This window comes from Pseudomonas sp. MF6396 (genome assembly GCF_002018915.1).
Taxonomy (GTDB): domain Bacteria; phylum Pseudomonadota; class Gammaproteobacteria; order Pseudomonadales; family Pseudomonadaceae; genus Aquipseudomonas; species Aquipseudomonas palmensis.
Genome location: NZ_MVOK01000032.1, coordinates 1 through 24829, shown reverse-complemented (window position 1 = coordinate 24829; position 24829 = coordinate 1). Strand labels below are relative to the sequence as shown.

Genomic DNA, 24829 nt, shown 5'->3' with positions numbered 1-24829 from the left:
TCAATGGCTCCTTTTCAATGGGATGACTTGGCGCTGAACTGCTTCCAGGTATCGCCTTCCTGATGAAGGTCGTGGGCGCGCTTGATCAGGTACTGGTGGATCTGGTCGACCTGCTCGGGGGTGAAGGCGTCGGCGAACGACGGCATGCCATCCGGCACGCGGCCACCGAAGAGGATGCCCAGGAACATCTGGTGTTTTTCCGGGGTGAGCTTGCGCAGGTCGGGCAGCACGCCGCCGCTGACCGCGTGGATACCGTGGCACTGCGAGCAGTAACCGTCGTACAGCTTGGCGCCCGCCTCGATCGAAGCGGTGTCGTTGCTCAACGCGGGTGGTTTGGGGGTGTCCGGGCGTGGCGCCGGCTCTTGCAGCTTGGCGGTGCCGCCCAGCTTGTAGGTCAGCACCTGGGCGTACGGCTGCACGCCGGCCCGCAGCGACAGGGCCCCGGCAAAGGTGGAGAACGCGCCGCCCCAGCCGGCCATGAAGGTCACGTACTGCTCGCCGTCCACGCTATAGGTGACGGGCGCGGCCATCACGCCGCTGGCAGCCGGTTGCTCCCAGAGTTTTTCGCCGGTGTCGGCGGCATAGGCGATCACCCGCCCGTCGGCGCTGCCCTCGAACACCAGGTTGCCCGCAGTACTCAAGGTGCCGCCGTTGAAGATGGTCACGTAGGGCACTTCCCAGGCGGCCTGCTGCTTGACCGGGTCCCAGGCGATCAGCTTGCCCGACCAGCTCTTGGCCATCTCCAGCAGGCCTTCGGCGCCTTCGGGCATCATCCCGGTGCGCAGGCCCAGCTGGTACATGCTCTTGAACGGGTTGCGCTTGGGCGCCTCGGGGATGTGCTCGTAGTAGGCCGACATGATGTGCGCCGGGATGTACACCAGCCCGGTGTCGGGGTTGTACGACATCGGCTGCCAGTCATGCGCACCCCAGAACGCCGGGGTCACCAGGTTGCGCTTGCCGTTCTTCCAGTAGGCGGCGTTCTCTTCGTCCAGGATCGGCCGCCCGGTCTTCATGTCCATGCCCTTGGTCCAGCTCTGCGGCACGATGCCCTTGGCCGACAGCAACTCGCCGGTGGCGCGGTCGATCACATAGAAGAAGCCGTTTTTCGGCGCCTGCATCAGCACCTTGCGCGGCTTGCCGTCGATGGGCAGCTCGGCCAGGATCATGTGCTGGGTGGCGGTGTAGTCCCAGGCATCGCCCGGGGTGGTCTGGTAGTGCCACACGTATTCGCCGGTGTCGGCATTGACCGCCACGATGGACGACAGGAACAGGTTGTCGCCCTTGGCCTGGCTACGCCATTTGGGGTCCCACAGCGAGCCGTTGCCCACGCCGATGTACAGCAGGTTCAGCTCCGGGTCGTAGGCGAACGAGTCCCAGGCGGTGCCGCCACCGCCCTGCTCCACATAGGCATCGCCGAACCAGGTCTTGGCGGCGATCTCCATGCCCTTGCCCTCAGGCGGCAGCTTGGGGTCGCCCGGCACGGTGTAGAAGCGCCACGCCTCCTTGCCGGTTTCGGCGTCGTAGGCGGTGACATAGCCCCGCACGCCGAACTCGGCGCCGCCGTTGCCGATCACCACCTTGCCGTTGACCACCCGAGGGGCGCCGGTGATGGTGTAGCTGCGCTTGTGGTCGGCGCGGGTGTCGACCGACCAGGCGCGCTGGCCGGTCTTGGCGTCGATGGCCTCCAGGCGCCCGTCGAGCACGCCCACGTAGACCTTGCCCTTCCACACCGCCACGCCACGGTTGACCGCGTCGCAACAGGCTTCGCCGGCGCGGTGGCGGTCCGATTGCGGGTCGTACTTCCAGATCAGCCTGCCGTCGCGCGCATCCAGCGCGTACACCACCGAGAACGGCCCGGTGGTGTACATCACCCCGTCGACCACGATGGGGGTGGCTTCCACGCCACGGTCCAGGTCCAGCTTGTAGCTCCAGGCCAGGCCCAGCTGGCCGACGTTCTGGTCGCTGATCTGCTTGAGCGGGCTGTAGCGCTGTTCGTCGTAGGTGCGCCCGGTGCTCATCCAGTTACCGGGCTCCTTGTCGGCGGCGATGATGCGCGCGCCATCGACGTTGGCCGGGATGTCCGCAGCCAGCGCCGGTGTACCCGCCAGGCTCAGCAGCACGGCAACGGCAAGGGATTTGAGGGGAAGCGAGGCGAGGCCAGTCTGTCTCATGGGAGTGTCCTGTTCTTATTAGTGGCGCAGTCTTCGCGCTGCGCCATCAGCTCATCGCAACCGCCATGCCAGCTGTGACATGAACCGCCACAACCGCTCTGGCACGCGGCTTTGCGCGCGCCGCACCGATGCCGCCCGCGCTGCAATCAACGCTACAGGTGTTGCATCACCCGCTACACAAGGCGCACACCTGTAGCGCAGTGCTGGCCCGGCGCACGCCACATTCACAAATCGAATGGCAGGGATTTCAACATTTAATTTGTGGATAGCTAAAGATGGTCATAACGTAGCGGTGCAATCCCTGAACGGGGCCGCCCGCCGCAGGCTGGCCCGGGGGACACAACAACAAACATCGAGACTGTCCATGTCCAGAACCACTTACTTCGCCCCCCACGGCGGGCACCCGGCTCAGACCGAGCTGCTGACAGACCGTGCCATGTTCACCGAAGCCTACGCGGTGATCCCCAAGGGCGTGATGCGTGACATCGTCACCAGCCACCTGCCCTTCTGGGACAAGATGCGCATGTGGGTCATCGCCCGCCCGCTGTCGGGTTTCGCCGAGACCTTCTCGCAGTACATCGTCGAAGTTGCCCCTGAAGGCGGCAGCGAGCGCCCGGAGCAGGACAAGAACGCCGAGGCGGTTCTGTTCGTGGTCGAAGGTGAAGTCGACATCACCCTGCAAGGCAAGCCGTACACCCTCAAGCCAGGCGGCTACGCATTCATTCCGCCGGGCGCCGACTGGAGCCTGCGCAACAACAGCGCGGCCAACGTGACCTTCCACTGGATCCGCAAGCACTACCAGGAAGTCGAAGGCCTGGCGCACCCGGAAGCGTTCGTCACCAACGAACAGGACGTTACCCCGATCCCGATGCCGGGCACCGATGGCGCCTGGGTCACCACCCGCTTCGTCGACATGGCCGACATGCGCCACGACATGCACGTCAACATCGTGACCTTCCAGCCGGGCGGCACCATCCCGTTCGCTGAAACCCACGTGATGGAGCACGGCCTGTACGTGCTGGAAGGCAAGGCGGTGTACCGCCTGAATCAGGACTGGGTCGAAGTGGAAGCCGGCGACTTCATGTGGCTGCGCGCCTTCTGCCCGCAGGCCTGCTACTCGGGTGGCCCTGGCCCGTTCCGCTACCTGCTGTACAAGGATGTGAACCGCAACGTGAACCTGACGCTGAACCCAAAGCGTTAAGCAGGTAGCGATGCAGAAAGCCCGCCGTGACTGGCGGGCTTTTTTGTGGGGAAGTGACCCGCAGGCTCACACCGCCTGTGCTTCGAGCAGGCCGGTCAACACGCCCGCCAGCGCTCGTACCATCGGGTCGGCCGTCTGGCGATGCAGAATCAGAATCTCGTAGCTGTCGATCACCGGCAGGCCATCCGCCTCGCCGAGCACCCGGTGCTCGGCGGTGACGGCGCGTGGCGGCAGCAGGCTGATACCCATGCCGTCGGCCACGGCGGCCTGAATGCCGCTGAGGCTGGAGCTGGTGAACGCGATGCGCCAGCGCCGGCCCAGGCTCTCTACTGCGCTGATGATTTCGTCGCGGTACAGCCCGCGTGGCGGAAAGGTCACCAGCGGGATCGGGTCCAGCGCCAGGGCCGGGTTGTGTGCGCTGTCGATCCAGCGCAATTGCTCCGGCCAGCTGGCCACCCCTTCGCGACCGTTGCGCCGCTGCTTGAGCAGCACCAGGTCGAGCTCGCCGTTGTCGTAGCTCTGGCTGAGGTCGCGGCACAGGCCGCTGGTGACTTCGAGCTTGACCTGCGGGTGCTTGCGGTTGAACGCCGACAGCGCGTTGGTGGTGCGCCCGCCAACGAAGTCTTCGGGTACGCCCAGGCGCAGGGTCACGCCGACCGTGGCGCCGGCCAGGGCTTCGAGCATCTGGTCGTTGAGGGCGAGCATGTGGCGGGCATAGCCGAGCAGGGTCTGGCCGGCGTCGGTGGGCAGCACCTCGCGATTGCCGCGCTCGAGCAGGCGGTGACCGACCATCTCCTCGAGGCGCCGGACCTTCTGGCTGATGGTCGACTGGGTGGAATGCAGGCGCGTGGCCGCTGTGGTGAAACTGCCGCAGTCGGCCACCACCACGATGGCGCGCAGCAGGTCGAGGTCGAACAGAGACCTATTCGGTTTCAGACTGAGGGTCATGCGTAGATTCGATTCATGAATGGTGCAAGGGTTCTACCATGCGCCCCCCGGCGCGGCAACCAGTGACATGAACCCGCAGGCACCGGCCCTGTCGGCGAAGTGGCCGTCTATCGTCGATAGAACCAACTGTTGATTGAATAGTTTAAATACATCCAAACGTTAAACCGATTACTACCCGATCAGGTAGTTACGCAGTGCGCGCCAGTGGGATCTAATTCATGTGCGTGGAGGGCCCAACGCACATTGAACCTGTTGAACACGGAGTGTTTATGTCGACCCGCATGTTTATCACCGCCGCACCGGTGGGTGCAGTGTCTCGTTTCGTCTCACCGAAAGAGCCGAAGTTTCTCGATAACTCGGAACTCGCCGCCCAGGACGACTCACTTGAAAGTGTATTGTTGAATGCAGGTTGGAAACGCGTTGCGGCGGGCGGCCTGCGCACCCGCGTCAACCCCGGCGCCGGTACCCGGGCGCTTGTGGCTGTCAGTGCAACAACCCTCGAATGGCTCGAATCAAGGAAGACCCAGCAGGACATCGTGTTCACTCTGACCGGCAGCGGCTGGCAGCTGGATAACGACGGCGCGCTGGTTCAGCATGATCCCCTGCACCAGGGCTACCTGCCGCCAAGCCTGGTCGAAGCGCTGCGCAGCGACTCCCCCGCAGCCTATGAAACCTTGATTTCACAGGGCTGGGAGGTCTGCGCAGCCGGTTACTGGAACCCCATGCGGGCCGCGTCACCGTACCTTCCCATTACCCCGGACGCCATTATCGAAGCCAGCGTGCACGCCGCCGCCGAAGGCGCGGCGATCCTCCACCTGCACACCCGCGACCTGTCCGACAGCCACACCCTGTCGATCCCCGGCAACACGCAGACCATCACCCTGGGGGCCCAGCAAAACCATATCGATGTCGACCAGTACAACCAGATAGTACCGGCACTGCATCAACGTATTCCTTCGGCCATCATCAACCTCTCGACCAGTGTACGCGGCGGTCGCAACTTCGAAAGCCCGATACGCCGGGCGCACTTGCATCACTATGGCCTGAATAAACGCGGGCCAGATGTAAGTTCATTCAGCCCCGGCCCGGTTATATTCCAGGCCGGTGGCGGTTATGAAAACTCACCCCAGTTTCTTGAACAGCAACTTGAACACTTGAACACCTGCGCCATTCGCCCGGAAGTTGAAGTGTTCAACAGTTCGATACTTGATAATGCACTCGGCCCGAACCTGCGCGGGCTGTCCCAGGCAGGCAACCCGATACTGTTCATGCTGGTCGCCGGCGTGGATCAGTTCCGCCGAGCCGAAGACGGCAGTGTCAGCGACGATTCGCTGATTCCGGTAGCCGACCGGGAAGCAGTCTATGGGCTGATCAAGCAGGACACCCCGGCGTCTCTGGCGCACGCCATCGAACTGGCGTCGTCGCGCTTGCAGCCGTTTGTGCAACGCATCCGCCGTGAAGTGCCCGACGCGGTCATTTCAATCCTGGCACCCGGGCCGATGCTGAGGATACTGGCGGAGGTGGCGCTGAGCCTGCGCCTGGACGGTGTACGAGTCGGCCTGGAAGATGCGTTGCATGTACCGGATACGCTGGCGCCCGGCGGCTCGCGCAAGGCCACCACCGCCGATCAGGTGCGCTACGTGCGCAAGCGGCTCGAAGCACTGGGCGTGAGCCTGCAAGACGCCGAGCAGACCCGCGACCGGCTGAACATGCCGCTGGACCAGGTGAGACTGTTTCGCGAGGCAGCGGCAACGCTGAAAAGCCTGGAACTGGAAGGCACCCCCACGGCGCCACGCCCCATCGCCCGGGCACTGCTTGATGCGCTCCAACCCCTGCAGCAGCGCTACCTGGAACGTGAGGCGGCGTTCATCGGGCATGTATCGGCACGCCTCGCCGAAACCCTGGCCGGGCAGGCACCCGTCAGCGCAGAGCGCCTGGCCGAGGTGGCGATCGAGACCATTTTCGACAGCGGCCTGTACGTGCGCTACTTCATCGAAGAGCGTGACCGTTACCGCCTGCCGCTGAACCAGTTCGGCAAGCGCCTGTATGCCGTGCAGGCGCTCAACTTCATTCGTGAATTGAACGACGAACACGGCGTGACGAACTTTGCCTGGGACCAGGCGCTGGACACCCTGGCGACGCAGGACCAGTTACCCCGCGACAGCTATCGAATCGTACCGCACCAGTACAAGGGCCAGGACCTGCGCTTTCTTGAATACCTGGCGTCGCTACCGTGTCGCTACAACAGCAGCAGAACCCTGGTGGTCAACACTGTACTGCGCACCGACGCCGACTACAGCATGACCATGGCCCTGCTGTTCGAAGGCATTCACCAACTGACCTCGCGCCTGCGCCGCGATTCGTCTGCCGAACGCAAGGCACACGGCACGCGGCTTTACCACGTGCAGGCGCAGGACGTGCAGGATGTGCACGCAACTGCCCTGCCCAACCCTATACGCCACTACCAATGGGCCGTACTGCCCAGCACACCCACCACCAATTACCCGCAAGGCATTGCCTTGGGCAAGGGCCTGGCTTCGACCTTCTCGAGTTTCCTGCAAGGCATCGGGCAATCGTCGGTGGCGCTGCTGGGCATTGTGCATTCGGGCCTTGATGCCCAGGACAACCCGATCATCGAATCGGCCATGCTGCACAACCGGTTCATCCTCGGCACGCAGTGGCACAGCCAGGTCGTCAGCCACTCGGCACGCCTGATCTATGAGCAGGTGATACTGCCCCGCATCATTGCGCAACCCAACGCCCTCAGGTTCTGCCCCGATGGCTTGGTGGCCCGCGATGACAACGGGTTGCCACTGGACCACGCCGGACGCCCCGCCACCCGGCTTTCCTTCCAGGGCATCGAAGACCTTCAGCGCCTGCACTTCTGTGCCCACAGCTCTGGCGCCGCCACATTGCAGCAACTGGACAATGCCATGCGCGAGGACATGCAGCGCCTGGGCTACTCCGTTCTGGAACAGGAGGAAATATTCAACCGTGCGGTGGCCATTTCGTTCGGCTCCGCCACCGACATCGACACCACCCTGCAAGGCACGCCGGTCATCGATATCACCGCCTACAACGATATACGCAGCCTGGCCGGTACCACCACGCACGACTACATCCCGGCCAAGGCCTGCGCCAACACCGCGACCATCGCGCAGCTTCACGGCGGCGTGGCTGCACAGCACCGCTACGATCAGGCCAGCTGGGCGTTCTACAAGGAAGGCAAGGGACGCAAATTGCTGCGCCTCAAGGATGTGGTGCTGCGCCACGACCCGGTACGGGCCCATGACGGTCACTCGATCCGACGTTATCTGGAGGGTGCACCGGCCACCTTGCACGACCTGTTGAACCTGTTCCTCGAGGCGCCGTTGAACATCCGCGCCGACATGCTCATGCGCGAGTTCTACGCCACTCAACAGACCACCCGTCACTGAAGGGATGCCTGAATGAAAATCGCAATTGTGGGCGCTGGATGCAGCGCCGTTCTGCTCTGCAAGGAACTGGCACGCCAGGGGCATGACGCAGCGGTGTCGGAAATCACCGTGTACGAAACCACCGGCCACTTCGGCCCGGGGCTACCCTACGGCCAGGCCACCACGACACCGGAGTTCATTCTGAACATGGCCACTTCCACCCTGGGCACGGACGTCGAACATGCCTATGGGTTCCTGAAATGGCTCAAGGCCCAGCCTGGTTGCGAAACCACCGACCTGAACGACTATGTCAGCCGCCGGCAGATGGGCCAGTACCTGGCCAAGGAGCTGGAGCTTGCCCGTCACACCCTGGCCCGGTTCAACATCCGATTGCGAACCCTCGCGCAAACCGTCATCGACGTGAAGGCCGAGCACCCCGGTTACACCGTGACCACCGCACAGGGCGATGAACGCTTCGACAACGTTGTGCTGGCGGTCGGGCACTTGAAGAAGCAGACGCCCTACCCCGACCTGGCGCACTACTACGCCAACCCCTATCACGATCTGGAGCGCCTGAAGACGCAGGTCAGACCGGGGGCCACCGTCGGCATCCTGGGCACCAAGCTGACCGCAGTGGACATGGCCCTCATGCTCAGCGGGCTGGGCGCCGGACATGTCGCGATCTACTCCAATTCGGGGCGTATCCCGCTGGTGCGCGGGGCCGTGCTCGACAACCCGGTGGGCACGCAGCGACGCTTGCCAGAGCGCGTCTCGATCAGTGGCTTCCTGAACAGCTTTCGCCGCATGCGCAGCTTCAGCGCCGAGTACAAGGGCCTGTTTGCACCGCTGGAACCGCTGGAACGCCTGCAGCGGGAGATCCAGGCGGCGGCCCATGTGCGTGACTGGCAGATCTGGCTGGACGCCACCAAGACCTGGATCGACGAGTTCTGGACACGGCTGGACAACGTGCAGAAGCGTCGCTTCCAGCGCAAGTACCAGGGCCTGTGGATGTCCTATCGCCACCCCATGCCGCTGGACAATGCACTCAAGCTCGAAGCGCTGATCAAGGCAGGCCGGGTATCCATTCACCGCGGCTACAAAGCCACCCGCGCGGATGCGCAAGGCAACATCCTGATCGACCTCAGCGGGCAGACCCTGAGCGTCGACTACGCCATCGACGCCACCGGTTTTGCCGGCAACCTGGCGCGGCTGGACTCACCGCTGATAGAAAACCTGCTCGACCGCGGCCTGATCCGGCAGAACAGCCACGGCGGCATCGCGATCAACCCTACCACCCACCTGATCGATGGGCAGCGGGGGGTGTATGCGATCGGGCCATTGACCCAGGGCTCGCTGTTCTATGTGTCAGCGATCGAACGCCTGGCGGTGCATGCGCGCAACCTGGTCACTCACCTGATGACCAACAACAGCCGCGTGCAACCGTCGTTGTCGAGCCTGCAGCAATAGGCATCTGCTCACGACAGCAGGCCCAGCGCGAACGCGCGGGCCACCGCTGCCGTGCGGTTCTTGCCGCCGAGCTTGGCCACCGCATTCTTGGTGTGGAACTTGACGGTGTTGACCGAAATGCTCAGTGCCAGCGCCACCTCCTTGCAGTTCTTGCCGGCGGCATAGTGCTTCAAGGCCTCGCGCTCGCGTGCGGTCAGCCTGTCGTCGCCAGGGCTTGCAGAGGGGTCGAGGTGATCACTGTCCAGCGGGGTATGCGACATGACTCATTCTTCCTTAAAGAGTAAGTGCATCAGCAGTGCTATTCAGCCGATGAGGTTGGGTACCGAGGAAATCAGCAGCGAAATGCCGGAGACCGTGAGCAGGCTCAGCACGACGCGGCGAAACTGCACGTCGCTGATGCCGATATACAGGCGTGTGCCGAGGAACGTCGGAATCAGCATCGCCGGCGCGACAATGGCGAAGTACGGCAGCATCTCGCGCGTGGCAATGCCGGTACTGAGGTAGGTGCCCATGGTGACCAGCAGCATGGACAGGTTGAAGTTCTGGATAATCGAGCGCTGCACGTCGCGGTCGTACCCCTTGAGGGTGCACCACAGGGTCGGCACAGTGCCGGTGAAACCGCCCAGCCCGCCCATGATGCCGCCGGCCATGCCGATCACACCGTCGGCGATCTTGCCCTCGGCAGTGATTTTCGGCAGGTTCTTGGCAAACAGCATGGCTGGGCACCAACTCACCAGCAGGGTGCCCAGAATGGCCTTGAACCAGTTCATGTCCAAGCTGGGCAGCAGCGCGACGCCGAGTGGGATGCCGGCCAGGCCGCCAAGCACGAAGGGCAGCAGGCGCTGCATGTTGAAGCCCCGGCGTACCGAAATGGCCGCCACCACCTGGCCGGTCAGCGCCCCGAACACCGCCAGTGTGGCAGCCAGCTTCGGGTCGAGTACCCAGGCCCAGAACGACATGGCCACCAGGCCGAATGCAAAACCCGAGAGCCCCTGAACAAAGCCGGCCACCACTGCTCCGACCGTTACAATCAAATAAACCGTAAGCACCTGATATCCCCCTTTCCCTGGCGCACCCTCATGGTGCGCCTGGCGGGAAGTATGGTACCGGGTCTGTAAAGTTGGAAATTTGAATCCTGTATCAGCCTATAAAACAATGTTATTGCGACACTTCAATCTGTCGTGACCAGCCACTGTTCATTGACCGGTGACGTCGATAAAACAGCAACTTTTGCGGCGCGTTTGAGTGCCCGTGCAAAGAGCGCCTGTTCGACCGCATTGGCACCATTGATACGCTGAAACAGGCTCATGGGTGACAGCCGCCAGCCAAGGCGATGGCGCACCCTGCCGACATTGCACAGGCGCACGAGCTCTTCGGCAACATCTGCCGGCACGATGGCCACGGCCTGCTCGTTGGTCGCCACCAGCTCACCGATGAACCTGGACGACAAGCTCTCGACCATGGGTGAAGGGGGGGTGATGCCGGCATTGAGGAAGAAGTCGATGAGTTGCTCGCGGATCGGCGTCTGGCGTGGGCCGAGCACCCAGTCCAGCCGAGCCAGTGCCTGCAGGTCGAGTGGCCGCTGGTTGAGGTGCGTCGCCAGGCGTTCGTGGGCAATCAGCCGGGGTTCCTGGTGATACAGCACCTCGTGTTGCAGATCGGGCACGTCCGGCAGCGCGGACGTGCGGCCGATCACGCAGTCGAGTTCGTGGGCCTGCAGGCGCTCCAGCAGGTGGGCGCTGGAGCCCTCGTGCAAGGTCACCGATATGCGCTTGCCGCAGGAGCGGGTCTGGTTGATGGCGGTGGCCAGCAGGCGCCCGGGTAGAAACGGTATGACGCCCACGTTCAAGTGTGCTGCACGACCCTGGGTCATGGCTTCGATGTCCATCGCCCAGTGATCGAGGTCGGCCAGCATCCCCCTGGAGCGGGCGACGATCAGGTTGCCCAGTTCAGTGGGCAGCATGCCGCGCGGTGAGCGTACAAAAAGGGGGGCGCTGAACAGGCTTTCGAGGTCGGCGAGGATCTGAGTGATCGCCGGTTGGCTGGTGGACAGCCGCAGCGCAACCTGGGTCAGCGAGCCATGCGCCTGAATGGCCTGAAGCACCAGCAGGTGTTTCATTTTCAGGCGGCTGGCAAGTCGTCGTGACAGTGAGGTTTCAAAGGGTAAGCGAGTCCTTTCGGTTTTCATACAATTCCATCATAAGAAAGTTATTATCCGTTCTATGCAGAACGTACACGCCCGTATGAGGTTAGTACGAAACACGCGCAATGATTGGCCGCAATTAAAACTTCCCAATTATTTAAATTGCACACTTCCCGACACTGTTTGCAGGTATAAGTTCGCCACAAAAAACCGTCAAACCAACACTACCCCTACCCCCCATATCGGTAAAACGCCCAGCAACCACACCGCCAGACGCGGCCAGTACGGCAACAGCATCGCCACCCCGAACCCGGCCAGTGAAATACCGCCAAACCAGGCTACCGGCCCCATCGCCCAGCCCCAGGCCACGCCACTGACCCACAGGCTGATGGCCAGCGCCGACCAGCCCGCCGACCGCAGGGCCACCCGCATCCAGGGTGCAGGTGCCCTGCCCCACACCTGCTTGTAGTGCCGCTCCAGCCCCAGGCACAACGCCAACATGCCCACATAGGCAAACACCACAGCGCCGATCATCAGCATGTCATTGCCCCTCCACCGCTACCGTCGCACGCTTGCGCGCAGGTTTTTCTTCACGCGGCGCCACGCAGCGCCATGCCGCATACGCCAGCAACCCACCCAGCACCACGCTGGTGGCCTCCAGCACGCGGTGCGCCGGGTCGTGCTGCGCGGTCAACGCGCCCAGCACCGGCAGGCCGATGCACAGTACCGCGGTCAGCCCCAGCTGCTCGGCCCAGGCGCGCTGCGCCGGACGCAAACCGGCATGCAGCAGCGACAGCAACCACACCGCGAAGAACGCCTTGACCTCCCAGTTGGCCCGCTGCGCCAGCTCCACCGGCAGCAGGCGGTTGGCCCACAGCAAGCCTGCGCAGGCCAGCATCAGGCCGGCGACGAACGCCACGTTGAAGCTCTCGGCCACCTTGTACCAACGCTGCGCCGACACCGAGGCACTGGCGTACTTGCGCCGGCGCTTGACGCAGAACAGCACCAGCCCGGTGCCGATCATCGCGGTGCTGACCAACGCACACACGAAGTACAGCCAGCGCATCGGATAGCCGCCGAACTGCGCGAAGTGCAGCCCCGCCATCACCCGCTGGGTGAGCACGGCAGGCCGCATGTCGGGCACATCGCGCAGCAGCTCGCCGCTGACGCCGTCGAACACCATGGCCTGCCCCTTGCTCAGGGCGATGCGATAGCCCAGGGTCGGGCGCACCTCGATCCGCGCGGCCGCCGTACCGGGGTTGGAGATACCGATGCTGCTGATGGCGCCCAGCCGCTCTTGCGCGCTGGCCAGTACCGGGGCCAGGTCCACCAGCGCGGCTGGCTGCTTGAGCGCCGCGCGCGGCGTGGGCAGACGCTGCTCGCCCTGGGCCTTGTAGTACGCCTGGTTGTCACCCTCGAACAGCGCATCCACCGCCGCCGGCATGTAGATCAGCAAAAAGATCACCAGCCCGGTGTAGGTGATCATCAGGTGAAACGGCAACAGCAGCACCGCGCTGGCGTTGTGAAAATCCAGCCACGAGCGCTGGCCCTTGCCGGGGCGGAAGGTGAAGAACTCCTTGAAGATCTTCTTGTGGATCACGATGCCGCTGACCAGCCCCACCAGCATCACGATCGCCAGGGCGCCGACCACGAAGATGCCCCAGTTGCGCGGCAGGTTCAGGGTGAAGTGAAAGCGGAAGAAGAAGCTGCCGCCGGCCGTTTCGCGCACCTCGATCGGCTCGCCGGTATGCGGGTCGAGCGCGGTGCCGCCACCGCGTCGACGCTCGCCGGACGCTACCTGCAAACCGGGCGAACGTGCATCCGGCAGGCTGATGTTCCAGTTGCTGGCGCCCGGTGCATGCTGGGTCAGGTAGGCCAGCCCGCGTTGCGCGGCCTGCAACTGGGTGAGGTCGTGGCTGCGCACCTCGGGGCGCATCCAGTTGTCGATTTCGCTGTCGAACACCGCCAGCGTACCGGTGGCGAATATCGCGAACAGAAGCCAGCCGAAGATCAGGCCGGCCCAGGTGTGCAGCCACGCCATGGATTGGGTGAAGGTATTTTTCATCTCACAGGCTCCACAACTGCGGCCAGAAGCCGACCGCCGCCAACGGCACCGCCAGCGCCGCCGGCCACCACGCACGCAGGGCATCGCGACTGGCGAAGGCCCACAGGAACGCGCAGGTGTAGAACGCAAAGGACGGCAGGCTGGCCACGATCACCGCATCCACCGCAGGCATTGGCAGCACACGGGCCAGAAAAGCCGTGGCCGCATAGCTGAATGCATAGCCGCCCAGCAAGGCGGCTGCCGCGCGCGACACAATCAACAACCAGACCGGTCGGGTGTTGCTCATCAGGTTTCTCCTTGTGCTGCCGCTGGCAGGCGCAGGTTCACGCGCAGGCCCGGCTTGAGGTTCTGTGCCCATACCTGGCCGCCCTGCAACGGCACCCGGCAACGGGCGATCGTCAGGCCCAGGCCGAAGCCGTCGCCGCCCGGGCGTGCGGCGTCGAGTCGGGTGAAGGGTTGGAAGATGGTCTCCAGCGCAGCCTCGGCCACGCCGGGGCCCTGGTCGTCGATCCACAGGTGCCAGCAATCGCCATCGCGCCGGCCGCCCAGGCGCACCTGCCCGTTGGCAGGCGAATGGCGGATGGCATTGCGCACGATGTTTTCCATCGCCTGGGCCAGGCCGTTGAGGTGGCCGCGCACCAGGCAGTCTTCGGTGAGCGCCATGGGCAGTTGCCCCTCGCGCCAGCCGGACTCGAAACAGGCGTTCTCGCGTACCACCTCCCACAGGGTCTGCACCTCGACCGTGTCCAGCGCCAGTTGCGGGCGCTCGGTGCCGAGCCACACCAGCTCCAGGGTGTCGTCGACCAGCTGGCGCATGCACTGCACCTCGCGGGTCAGGCGCTCGCGCAACACGTCATCGTCGGGCTCGTTTTCGGCGGCCATGTGCAGGCGCGTCAACGGCGTGCGCAACTCGTGGGACAGGTCGGCGAGCAGGCGCTGCTGCAGCGACACGGTCTTTTCGAGGCGCTCGGCCATGTGGTCGAAGGCCCGCCCCAGATCGCCCAGTTCGTCGCTACGCCGGGAAATCGCCGGGTCGACCCGGGTGTCCAGGCGGTCGGCACGCAGGGCATTGGCCTGGGCGCGCAGGTGCGCCAGCGGGCCGATCAGCACGCGGTACAGCAGAAAGCCCGCCAGCAGTGCCAACAGCGCCGGCAGCAGCCCGTGGATCAGCAGTTGCACCAGCAGTGGACGCATCGACGGCATGAAGCGCTCGGGCAACTGGATCACCAGCCTGCCGGCCTGGGGCGCCTCGGGGAACGGCACGCTGATCGCCGGCAGCTCGGTGGAGCGCTTGCTCATGGGCCAGTCGAGCTCGCGCATGAACGTCACGTACTTCTGCTGCTCATCGGTCAGCGTCTGGCTGCTCAACGAGCGCAGGTCGCTGCCCAGCACCAGCGCCCAGCCCGGCTCGCGGATCTTCAGGTCGGCCAGCCACCGGTCGACGCCTGGCGTACCGCCGCTGCGCCACGCCGCGTGGGCCTCCACGGCATAGCCCTTGAGCACCTGGCGCGCCTCCTCGCCCAGGTGATAGCTCCTGCGCTCCAGGTGCGCACCGCCCGAGCGGCTGAACCAGATGATCGACAGGCACAGCACCACCAGCAGCGCGCACAGTTTCCACAGCAGCGAGTGACGTCCGGGCAAGCTCATGCCGGCACCTGTGTCAGCACGTAGCCCTTGCCCCATACCGTGGCCAGGCGGCCGGCATAGCCGATGGCGGCCAGCTTGCGGCGCACGTGGCTGACGTGCATGTCCAGCACGCGGTCCTGCTGGGAGAACGGCCTGTGCAGCACCTGCTGGTAGAGGAACGGCTTGCTCAGCACTTCCTCGGGGTGCGCCAGCAGCACTTGCATCAGGCGGTACTCGATGGGGGTGAAGCTGGCCACCGCGGTGCCCAGCTGCATGTCCTGGCGCATGTCCTTGCGCAGCGCCGCCGGCTCGCCCTGCGCGCCTTCCGGCGCGGCCCGCTCATAGGCGACCCGGCGCAGTACCGCATCGATGCGCACGTCCATCTCGTTCATGCTGAACGGCTTGGGCAGGTAGTCGTCGGCGCCCTGGCTGAAGCCGACGATGCGGTCCTGCTCGGCACCCAGTGCCGACATCAGGATCACCGGCACCATGAACCGCTCGCGCAATTCACCCAGCAGTTGCAGGCCGTCGCGACCGGGCAGGAGGATGTCCATGAGGATCAGGTCGAAGGCCGTCCAGGCCTGCAGGTCGGTGCTGTCGTCCACGCCATGACAGACGCTCACATCGAAACCGCGGCGACGCAGGTGCTGTTCCAGATGGGCCGCCAGCAGCGGATCGTCCTCGACGGCCAGAATCTTCGTGGCAGGTTGTGCTGATAGATAACTCACGCTTCACCTTGGGTAGTACGGGTGTAGAGGGCCTGAAAACACAAAAAAGCCGCCCCGGGCCGATCGATGCGCGATCGACCCGGGGCAGCCTGTAGGCAATGGCGGCTCAGAACGAGATGTTCAGTGCCGCGAACAGCGCCCGGCCCGGCTGGTTGTAGGTGTTGGCGCCCGAACTGCTGGCGTTGCCACCCCGGTGGATTTGCTTGTCGAACACGTTGTTCACGCCAAAGCGCACGTCGTAGTTCTTGGTGATCTTGTAGCCGGTGCTCACATCGACCAGGCCGTAGGCTTCGACGTCCTGCTGGGCATCCAGGTCGTAGTTCTGCTGGGTGCGGTAGTTGTAGGTCGGCGACTTCTGCTTGCCGAAATAGGTACCGGCGACCTGGAACGACAGCTTGTCGGTGGCACGCCAGTCCAGGGTGCTGTTGACCGTGTACTTGGGAATCACGCTCAGCGGCTCGCCGGTGTCGCGGTTGTCGTTGTTGAGCATCAGGGTGAGGTTGGTGTTCCAGTCCAGCGACGGGGTCAGCTCGACGAAGAAGTTGCCTTCCACCCCTTCCACCAATGCCTTGCCGGCGTTTTCCCAATGGGTCACGCGGCGACCGCTGTTGATGTCGTAGATCACGTCGGTGCCACCGATGATCTTGTTCTTGTAGTCGTTGCGAAAGTACGTCGCGCTGGTGCGCCAGGTGCCACGGTCGTAGAGCAGGCCGATTTCCTTGTTGACGCTGGTTTCGGGGTCGAGGTTGGGGTTGCCCTGCAGGTAGCAGCCACCGTTGTTGGTCTGCTGGGTGCTGCAACCGTTGCCCCGGCTGTAGAGCAGGTAGTTGGGGTTGGCCTGGTACAGGTTCGGGGTCTTGTAGGCCCGTGCGATACCGCCCTTGACGGTGAGGTCGTCGGTGAGCTTGTGCGCCACGTTCAGGCTCGGGCTGTAGTTGTCGCCGAACTCTTCGTGGTGGTCCAGGCGCAGGCCCGGGGTGATGGTGGTGTCGCCGATCACGATGTTGTCTTCGGCGAACAGGGCAAAGCTCTTGGCCGACATCTTCGAGTCGCTGCGATCGAAGCCTGCGATTTCATTGCCGGCACCACCGCTGGGGTCGAAGCTTTGCGGACGCAGCGAGCCCTTGTCGTTGAGCACTTCGTACAGGTACTCGCCACCCAGGGTCAGCACATGTTCGCTGCTGTCGAGGCTGAACGGCAGGTTCACTTCGCTGGACAGGCGCGTGTTGCGCAGGCGCGACATGTCGGCACCGGTGTCGTTGATCGAGCCTTCCGGGCCACCGGCCAGACCTTCGTTGAGGCGCCAGTTGCGCACGTATTCATACGACAGCGACGACTTGGTCGAGCCCCACTGGAAGTCGCCCAGGTGCGTGAGGTCGTAGGTGCTGCGTTGCATCACGTTGGTTTCGTGGCCGTACAGGCTGGAGATGCGCTCCACGTCACCGCCGCCGTTGCTGTTCATGGTGTCGCCGGCGTAGATATTGCCCTGGCGGCTGTAGCCGCTGCCCAGCTCCAGGCGGTGTTCATCGTTCAGGCGCCAGCTGAGCAGGCCGTTGATGTCCTTGTTGCGCACGCCTTCGCGGCCGGCCACCAGCGCGCTGTTGGCGCTCTTGGCGTTGATGTCCAGGTCATCGGCGTCGGTCTTGGCCAGGCCGCCATACACACGGAACGCCAGGTCGTCGGTGAGGCCGCCGCTGAGGCTGAAGTTGGTGCGCTTGCTGGCGCCTTCGGCGTGGTCTTCGGGCAGCGTGGTGAACAGGCTGACGTTGCCCTGCAGCTCCTGGGTGGGGCGCTTGGTGATGATGTTGACCACCCCGCCCATTGCGCCGGAGCCATAGCGTGCAGCAGCCGGGCCGCGCAGGATCTCGATGCGCTCCACCGCCTCGGCCGGTACCCAGTTGGTTTCGCCACGGGTGTCGCGGTCGCCGTTCCAGCCGTAGCGCACTGCGTTGCGGGCGCTGGAGGGCTTGCCGTCGATCAGGATCAGGGTGTTTTCCGGGCCCATGCCGCGCAGGTCGATCTGGCGGTTGTTGCCGCGTGCGCCGCTGGCGCTGTTGCCGGTGAGGTTGACCCCCGGTTCGCGACGGATGATGTCGGACAGGTCGTTGGCGGGCGGGTGACGCTTGATGTCCTCGGCGGTGATGATCGAAGAGCCCAGTGCCTGCTTGGCTTCCTGCTCGGCGGTGACCATGGTGTTCTGGATCACCAGGGTGTTCTCGCCGTTCTGCTCGTCATCGGCCTGGGCCGAGGTGGCAATCAGGGCCGGCGATGACAGCGCGACAAAGGCCCAGGCCAGGCTGTTGGGGGTACTTCTGGACTGCATTTCACGTCTCCGTCACATCAAGCACAAGGGCAGCCTGCACGGCAGGGCTGCCACAAAGAGACGCCAAATATAATGATTCTCAAATGGGTTTAAATCTTATTTACGAAATTTACATATGGTTCCGCATGGGCTGATAACCAATCTGTCTAATTTAATAAACAAACCATCAGTCATCACCCGCGAAAAAACGGAAAAATCGGCAATTTTGCGTTTTATCTGCGAGCACCCCGCCTCAAAGTGGAAATATTAATTGACACTTGTCTGTCAATTTTCTTATGGTCCTTGCCTCCTGTATGCCATCACTGCGCCACCCCTGCCGAGCACCGCCCAACGATGCCCACCCGCGATCCAGAGTGGGCCGTTGCTGCTCGACACCGTGAAATCAAGGACCTGATCATGTTGCTGCGTCGCCTGCGAATTCAATGGAAGATCACCTTGCTGGCGGGCCTGTGCCTGCTGGCCGTCGTGGTGGTGCTGATGGTGGCGACACGGGTGCAGTCCTCGCGCAGCGCCACGCTGGTGAGCAGCGCCAGCACCCAGATGCTCGACCAGAACGCGCGCCTGCGCCTGCACACCTACGCGCAGCTGCAGGCGGCGCAGATCCAGCGCTACTTCCAGAGCGCCTACCTGTACGGCAACGGTTTTGCAGACCTGGTGATGTACCTGCGCGCCCAGGGCAATGGCGACCTGCGCCAGGCCCTGACCCGCGAAACCGAACGGGCGCTGGGCAACAACCCCGAGCTGCTCGGGCTGTACCTGGTGTTCCTGCCCGATGCGCTGGACGGCAAGGACGCGGCCTTCGTCAACCAGGCCGGCGCTGGCAGCAACGAGGCCGGACGGTTCTCGTTGTACTGGTCGCAGCCCAGCCCCGGCACCCTGGAGCGCGAGGCGATGCCTGAATCGATGCTCGCCGACACCAGCGTGTCGGCCAATGGCTCGGTCTCCAACCGCTGGCTGACCTGCACCCTGGAGAGCGGTGACACCTGCATGGTGGAGCCCTACTTCGACACCGTGGGCGACCGCACCCCGCTGACCACCAGCATCTCCATCCCGCTCAAGCACAACGGCAAGCTGATCGGCGTGCTGGGTGTGGACATCAGCCTGGACAACCTGCAGCTGCTGAGCCTGGAGGGGCGCAAGGACCTGTTCGACGGCAACGGGCAGGTGAGCATCGTCAGCGCGACCGGCCTGCTGGCCGGGCACAGCGAGGACAGCGGCCAGTTGAGCAAGCACTTCGAGCAGGTGTTCGGCACCGACTCCAGGGCCCTGGCCGAACAGATGCGTGCCGGCAAGTCGGCCGAATTCAACGACAACGGCCTGCTGCAGGTGAGCCAGTCGTTCGCCCCGGTGCCCGGTGCCCAGCCGTGGAGCGTGCTGCTGGAGGTGCCCGAGCAGGTGCTGCGTGCGCCGGCCGTGGCACTCAACAATCGCCTGGACACCTACAATGCCAGCGCCAACCTCGGCAGCCTGTTGATGGCACTGGTGGCCGCGGTGGTGGGGTTGCTGGTGATCTGGCTGACCGCGCGCGGCGTGACCCGCCCGATACTGGACGTGGCGGCGATGCTCAAGGACATCGCCAGTGGCGAGGGCGACCTGACCCGGCGCCTGGAGTATGCGGGCAAGGACGAGCTGGGTGAGCTGGCGGGCTGGTTCAACCGGTTTCTCGACAAGCTGCAGCCGGTGATTGCCGACGTGAAGGCCTCGGTGCACGACGCACGCGGCACCGCCGACCAGTCGGCGGCACTGGCCAGCCAGACCAGCGCCGGCATGCATCAGCAGTACCGCGAGGTGGACCAGGTGGCGACGGCGTCGCACGAGATGAGCGCGACTGCGCAGGATGTGGCGCGCAACGCCGCGCAGGCCGCCGAGGCTGCGCGCGGCGCCGACCATGCCAGCCGCGAAGGCCTGGAGCTTATTGGCGACACCACCCGCGCCATCGAACAACTGGCCGGCGAGATGACCACCAGCATGCAGGAGGTGGAACACCTGGCCACGCGCAGCGAGCAGATCGGCTCGGTGCTGGACGTGATCCGTTCGATTGCCGGGCAGACCAACCTGCTGGCATTGAATGCCGCCATCGAGGCAGCGCGGGCGGGGGAAGCCGGGCGTGGCTTTGCGGTGGTGGCCGATGAAGTGCGCAACCTGGCCAAGCGCACCCAGGACTCGGTGGACGAGATTCGCGTCGATATAGAAGGGTTGCAGCAAGGCACCCGCGAGGTGGTGGAGGCCATGCACAACAGCCACCGCCAGGCGCAGGACAGCGCGGCGCGTGTGGAGCAGGCATTGCCGGCCCTGCAGCGCATTGGCGATGCGGTGGCGGTGATCACCGACATGAACCTGCAGATCGCTTCGGCGGCGGAGGAACAGAGTGCCGTGGCCGAGGAAGTGAACCGCAACGTGGCGAGCATTCGCGACGTGACCGAATCGTTGTCCGGGCAAGCCGAGGAATCGGCGCAGATCAGCCAGACACTCAACCGGCTGGCCAATCATCAGCAGGGGCTGATGGCGATGTTCAGGGTGTGATGCGGTTGGCGAGGCGCAACGGTTTAGGCATGAATACGGTCGGCGGCGCGCCATAACGAAAAAAATACTAACTCTTTGGATTCAAATAGAAGATTTTTTCTACAAACACCAAACAAACCGAACAACAGTCAAAAATTTTCTCCGTCATCGTCGGTAGGCTACCTACCTGCCCTTCACGTGCACAAAAAGACGATGACCATGCCAGAACTACCGCTGTACCTCGACTACGCCGCTACTACTCCGGTCGATGACCGGGTGATCGAAGCCATGCTGGCCTGCCTCGGCCGCCAGGGCAATTTCGGCAACCCCGCCTCCACTGGCCACGGCTATGGCCAGGCCGCCCGACAGGCCGTGGACCACGCGCGCCAGCAAGTGGCCGACCGGGTTGGCGCTACCGCAGACGCCCTTGTATGGACCTCGGGCGCCACCGAGTCCAACAACCTGGCCCTCAAAGGCATTGCCCAGGGCCAGCCTGGGCGCCGTCACCTGATCACCAGTTGCCTGGAGCACAAGGCGGTGATCGACACCGCCCATGAACTGGAGCGCCAGGGCCACACGGTCACCTGGCTCAAGCCCGATGCACAGGGGCTGATCCAGCCCGAGGCCGTGCAGGCGGCCTTGCGCGAGGACACCGCACTGGTGTCGTTGATGTGGGTGAACAACGAACTCGGCACCCTCACCGACATCGCCCGCATCGGCGACATCGTGCGCGAACACGGCGCACTGCTGCACGTGGACGCGGCGCAGGCGGTGGGCAAGGTGGCCATCGACCTGGGCACGCTGGCGGTCGACCTGATGTCGTTTTCGGCGCACAAGGTCTATGGGCCCAAAGGCATCGGTGCGCTCTACGTCGGCCCGCGTGCGCGCCCCGTGCTGCAGGCGCAGATGCATGGCGGCGGGCACGAGGGCGGTATGCGCTCGGGTACGCTGGCTACGCATCAGATTGTGGGCATGGGCGCGGCGTTCGAGCTGGCGGGCGTGCAAGGTGATGCGCAAAGCATGCGCATCGAGCAACTGAGCCAGCGCCTGCGTGAAGGCTTGCTGGCCCTGCCGGGCGTGACCCTGAATGGGTGCGCGCAGCAGCGTGTCCCGCACACCTTGAACCTGTGCATCAGCCGCAGCGGGTTCAACAGCACGCAGGTGGCCGGCAGCCTGGCGCTGTCGTCGACCTCCGCGTGCAGCTCGGCCACCCAGGCCCCTTCGCATGTGCTGCTGGCACTGGGGCTGGATGCCGGCCAGGCGCTGAGCAGTGTGCGGGTGAGCGTGGGGCGGTACACCGAGATGGCAGATGTGGAGCGGGCAATCGAGGTGTTCAGGGCTGCGCTGCAGGCGCCGGCAGGGTTCTGGTAAAGCGGCCTGCAGGAGCCGGCTTGCCGGCGATGGTGCGTACAGCACCCCTGGCCCGGCATGGCCGGGCATCGCCAGCAAGGCTGGCTCCTACACCCTTGCCACGGCTTACTCGGCTTGCACGTAAGCCGCCGGTTTGTCGGCCACCCGGTTGCGCTTCACGAAATAGGCCACCACCACCAGCACCGTGGTGGCCGCGATGAACCACAGTTGCAGGCGCGATGCCGGGTCGATGGCCTGGCTGCCGATCACGGCGAGCAGCGCAAGCAGTGCCACGACGTTGGCATAAGGGAAGAACCAGGCGCGGAAGGCCTTGGGGTCGACCGGTTCGTGACGGGTTTTCAGGCGCATGGCCAGGTGGGCAATGATGATGAAGATCCACACGATCATCACGAAGGTGCCGCTGCTCTTGGCCAGGGTCATGAACAGGTCGCCGCCGCTGAGAAAGTGCACGGTCAGAATCGTCAGGCAGATGCACAGGCTGAGCAGCAAGGCATTGAGCGGCACGCCCTTGGCCGTGGTGTGCGAGAACAGCTTGGGCGCATGCCCACGCTGGCTCAGGGAGAACAGCATGCGCGAGTTGGAGAACATGAACGAGTTCATCACCGACATGAACGAGACGAACAGCACGATCTTCATCGCCACCGCCGCGCCACCGAACCCGGCCAGGGTGAACAGCGACACATAGGGCGACGCCAGGTTGGCCTTGTCGGTCCACGGCAGGCACAGGATCAGGATCGACACCGAGCCCACGTAGAACAGCATCACGCGCAGGATCACGCTCTTGATCGCGCGGATCACGTTGCGGCGCGGGTTCTCGGACTCGCCAGCCGCCACGGCGGCGATTTCACTGCCGCCCAGCGAGAAGATCACCACGATCACCCCCGCCATCACCGGCGACAGGCCATTGGGCATGAAGCCGTCGTGCGCGGTCAGGTTCACCAGGCCAGGGGACGGGATGTCGCTGTGCAGGCCGAGCAGAATCGACACGCCCAGCAGCATGAAGATGAGGATGGTGGCGACCTTCAGCGCGGCCAGCCAGTACTCCACTTCGGCGAACGACTTCACCGAGTAGGCGTTGCTCGCCATCAGGGTCACCAGCATGATGAACGCGCCCGCCCAGATCGGCAGCCAGGGCAGAAAGTCATGCAGGATGGCGCCCAGCAGCACGGCCTCCAGGGTGATCGTCATCATCGACTTGAACCAGTACAGCCAGCCGACGGTAAAGCCGGCCCACTCGCCCAGGTACATGTTGGCGTAGGTGGAGAACGACCCCGCATCGGGGGTGCGGCAGGCCATCTCGCCAAGCATGAACATCACCAGGGTGACCACGATGCCGCCGATGAAATACGACAGGATCGCGGCGGGGCCGGCCGACGCGATCAGCGAGCCGGAGCCCATGAAAAGCCCGGCCCCGATCACGCCCCCCAGCGCGATCATGGTGATGTGACGTTGCTTCAGGCTCTGCTTGAGACTGTTGGATTGCATTTCCTTTACCTCTCTTATTATTGGGAGAAGACGGCAACGTTCTGCAGCGAGATGACGCGTCACGCTTGCAGAAGGCCGCTCCTCACGCAGGCATCGTCATGTGCCTGCGCCGCACGCTTCAGCCTTTTTCAGGCAATGGCTATCAGGGTGGCACCTTGGACGGCAAGGCCGGCTACCTCAAGCGATTTCTGCGCACAACATCCTGCATTTTTTTCCTGAGGGGCTGCAGCGGGTTTGTGGTAGGCGGCGAGCGAGTGGGCCCTGACGGTCATGTGCCGGCAGGGCTCGCAACTATCGGATAAATAAAACTTTATTCACCCGGTTATTACTTGATAACTTCACCTGCCGTGAAGCGGTTGATAACGTTTTAAGTCTCGCGCCCTAAGTAGTACGACTCTCGACCCGGCTCCCCTTCTTTGGTATTCCCCCACCGCGGCTTGCTTGACACACAAGTACCGCCCTCGCAATGCTTGCCCCCAGCAAAACCCCACGATGAATAACAACAATAACAATTGAACAAGGAGTTCGCCGATGCTTGGCTACTATGCGCAATACAGTAGTGTGTACATCACCACCCTGATGATCGTGACCACGCTGTTCTTCGCCCTGCCGATCTTCATTGCGCCACTCACCTGGGCGCGCCTGATGCAATGGACCATCCCGGAACATACCCACCTGGCCATCTATTTCGGCCGCTGCCTGGGCGCGTTCATTCTGGTGGTTGAAGTGGCCATGTTGCGCTCGGCCACCACCGGCACCAGTTTCAGTTATGCCTTCGACATACTCTTCGTGGTATTCACCCTGATGTTCGTGGTGCATGTCTATGGCGCGATAAAACGTATTCAGCCTATTACCGAAACACTGGAAATCGGCTTCTGGATGATTCTGTTCGTATTGAACATGCTGTTCTACCCCACCACCAGCATTACCCTTTAATACCTGACCCAGCCACTTGAAGGCTGACGCCACCGCGGCGTCGGCCTCTGTGTGCCTGCCCGTCGCCTGTCAACTTTTATTCAGGAATTGAAGATGCTCGATACCGAGGAAGCCCGTTCGCACGCCGCCTTGATGGATCTGGTGCGTCAACTGCTGGAGCAGGCGACCGGTGTCGAGGCCCACACCCTGTACAACGATGCGCCCTTCCACGAGATCGGCCTCACGTCGCTGGCCATCCTGAATTTCAACGAGCTGATCCAGCCCCTCTTCGCCGACCTGAACAAGACCCTGCTGTTCGACTGCCGCTGCATCCGCGACGTTGCCACGCACCTGCTGCGCGAGCATCCGCAGGCCAGCGCCAGCTACCTGCCTGTCCCTTATACCCATCTGACGCTGCCGACGAAGACCCCCATGCACTTAACTGTTGTCCCCCTAACGCTAAAAAAC

The 24829-nt window shown here is 63.8% G+C and carries 19 protein-coding genes and 1 pseudogene; 8 read left to right on the top strand and 12 right to left on the bottom strand.

Annotation, left to right across the window (positions count from 1 at the left end; all coding sequences use genetic code 11):
* Positions 1 to 14: 14 nt before the first annotated feature.
* Complete coding sequence (locus MF6396_RS24430) at positions 15 to 2171, bottom strand: PQQ-dependent dehydrogenase, methanol/ethanol family (protein ID WP_054915158.1); 2157 nt, start codon at positions 2169 to 2171, stop codon at positions 15 to 17.
* Between the two features lie 364 nt (positions 2172 to 2535).
* Here MF6396_RS24430 and MF6396_RS24425 point away from each other — a divergent pair, with 364 nt between their 5' ends.
* Positions 2536 to 3372, top strand: a complete 837-nt coding sequence (locus MF6396_RS24425; RefSeq protein WP_043861160.1) for a bifunctional allantoicase/(S)-ureidoglycine aminohydrolase — start codon at positions 2536 to 2538, stop codon at positions 3370 to 3372.
* Positions 3373 to 3438: 66 nt separating this feature from the next.
* Here MF6396_RS24425 and MF6396_RS24420 read toward each other — a convergent pair whose 3' ends face one another.
* Positions 3439 to 4320, bottom strand: coding sequence for a LysR substrate-binding domain-containing protein (locus MF6396_RS24420; RefSeq protein WP_058541275.1), 882 nt, complete (start codon positions 4318 to 4320; stop codon positions 3439 to 3441).
* 269 nt (positions 4321 to 4589) lie between these two features.
* On the opposite strand from MF6396_RS24420, the gene MF6396_RS24415 reads away from it, so the two are divergent.
* Positions 4590 to 7757: a 3-keto-5-aminohexanoate cleavage protein gene (locus MF6396_RS24415; protein WP_161493046.1), complete on the top strand. Its 3168-nt coding sequence runs from the start codon at positions 4590 to 4592 to the stop codon at positions 7755 to 7757.
* 12 nt (positions 7758 to 7769) lie between these two features.
* Positions 7770 to 9203, top strand: a complete 1434-nt coding sequence (locus MF6396_RS24410; protein ID WP_058541277.1) for an FAD/NAD(P)-binding protein — start codon at positions 7770 to 7772, stop codon at positions 9201 to 9203.
* An 8-nt stretch (positions 9204 to 9211) separates the two neighbouring features.
* Here the strand turns inward: MF6396_RS24410 and MF6396_RS24405 are convergent, their stop codons facing one another.
* From MF6396_RS24405 to MF6396_RS24365, 9 genes are all read right to left on the bottom strand, one after another.
* Positions 9212 to 9463: a response regulator transcription factor gene (locus MF6396_RS24405; protein ID WP_058541278.1), complete on the bottom strand. Its 252-nt coding sequence runs from the start codon at positions 9461 to 9463 to the stop codon at positions 9212 to 9214.
* Positions 9464 to 9505: 42 nt separating this feature from the next.
* The gene (locus tag MF6396_RS24400) at positions 9506 to 10213 is read right to left on the bottom strand and encodes a sulfite exporter TauE/SafE family protein (RefSeq protein WP_235593702.1); all 708 of its coding nucleotides are present in this window, start codon (positions 10211 to 10213) and stop codon (positions 9506 to 9508) included.
* Positions 10214 to 10374: 161 nt separating this feature from the next.
* Positions 10375 to 11322: a LysR family transcriptional regulator gene (locus MF6396_RS24395; RefSeq protein ID WP_238596472.1), complete on the bottom strand. Its 948-nt coding sequence runs from the start codon at positions 11320 to 11322 to the stop codon at positions 10375 to 10377.
* A gap of 237 nt (positions 11323 to 11559) precedes the next feature.
* On the bottom strand, positions 11560 to 11886 hold the full coding sequence (locus MF6396_RS24390; RefSeq protein WP_058541281.1) for a DUF3325 domain-containing protein: 327 nt from the start codon (positions 11884 to 11886) through the stop codon (positions 11560 to 11562).
* Between the two features lies 1 nt (position 11887).
* Positions 11888 to 13411 carry a PepSY-associated TM helix domain-containing protein gene (locus tag MF6396_RS24385; protein WP_054915160.1) on the bottom strand — a complete coding sequence of 508 codons (1524 nt, stop codon included), beginning with the start codon at positions 13409 to 13411 and terminating at the stop codon, positions 11888 to 11890.
* A 1-nt stretch (position 13412) separates the two neighbouring features.
* Positions 13413 to 13697: a hypothetical protein gene (locus tag MF6396_RS24380; protein ID WP_043861156.1), complete on the bottom strand. Its 285-nt coding sequence runs from the start codon at positions 13695 to 13697 to the stop codon at positions 13413 to 13415.
* Entirely contained in the window at positions 13697 to 15058 is a 1362-nt protein-coding gene (locus tag MF6396_RS24375; protein ID WP_078481742.1) for a sensor histidine kinase, read from the bottom strand. Before MF6396_RS24375 ends, MF6396_RS24380 begins: the two co-directional genes overlap by 1 nt.
* Complete coding sequence (locus MF6396_RS24370; protein ID WP_054915163.1) at positions 15055 to 15765, bottom strand: response regulator transcription factor; 711 nt, start codon at positions 15763 to 15765, stop codon at positions 15055 to 15057. Before MF6396_RS24370 ends, MF6396_RS24375 begins: the two co-directional genes overlap by 4 nt.
* 106 nt (positions 15766 to 15871) lie before the next feature.
* Positions 15872 to 18088, bottom strand: coding sequence for a TonB-dependent siderophore receptor (locus MF6396_RS24365; RefSeq protein WP_043861153.1), 2217 nt, complete (start codon positions 18086 to 18088; stop codon positions 15872 to 15874).
* 333 nt (positions 18089 to 18421) lie between these two features.
* Between MF6396_RS24365 and MF6396_RS29635 the strand changes: the two are divergent.
* The 3 genes and pseudogenes from MF6396_RS29635 to MF6396_RS24355 all read left to right on the top strand — a co-directional run.
* Positions 18422 to 19753: pseudogene (locus tag MF6396_RS29635) on the top strand (PDC sensor domain-containing protein); the annotation flags it as partial.
* A gap of 102 nt (positions 19754 to 19855) precedes the next feature.
* The gene (locus MF6396_RS29630) at positions 19856 to 20611 is read left to right on the top strand and encodes a methyl-accepting chemotaxis protein (RefSeq protein WP_370409154.1); all 756 of its coding nucleotides are present in this window, start codon (positions 19856 to 19858) and stop codon (positions 20609 to 20611) included.
* Positions 20612 to 20809: 198 nt separating this feature from the next.
* Entirely contained in the window at positions 20810 to 21961 is a 1152-nt protein-coding gene (locus MF6396_RS24355) for a cysteine desulfurase family protein (RefSeq protein WP_078481740.1), read from the top strand.
* Positions 21962 to 22066: 105 nt separating this feature from the next.
* On the opposite strand, the gene MF6396_RS24350 is transcribed toward MF6396_RS24355, so the two are convergent.
* Positions 22067 to 23446, bottom strand: a complete 1380-nt coding sequence (locus MF6396_RS24350; protein WP_043861150.1) for an amino acid permease — start codon at positions 23444 to 23446, stop codon at positions 22067 to 22069.
* Between the two features lie 531 nt (positions 23447 to 23977).
* Here MF6396_RS24350 and MF6396_RS24345 point away from each other — a divergent pair.
* Both MF6396_RS24345 and MF6396_RS24340 read left to right on the top strand, forming a co-directional pair.
* Positions 23978 to 24382: a hypothetical protein gene (locus MF6396_RS24345; RefSeq protein ID WP_043861149.1), complete on the top strand. Its 405-nt coding sequence runs from the start codon at positions 23978 to 23980 to the stop codon at positions 24380 to 24382.
* 93 nt (positions 24383 to 24475) lie between these two features.
* On the top strand, positions 24476 to 24829 hold a 354-nt coding region (locus tag MF6396_RS24340), incomplete at its 3' end, for an acyl carrier protein (RefSeq protein ID WP_153046114.1).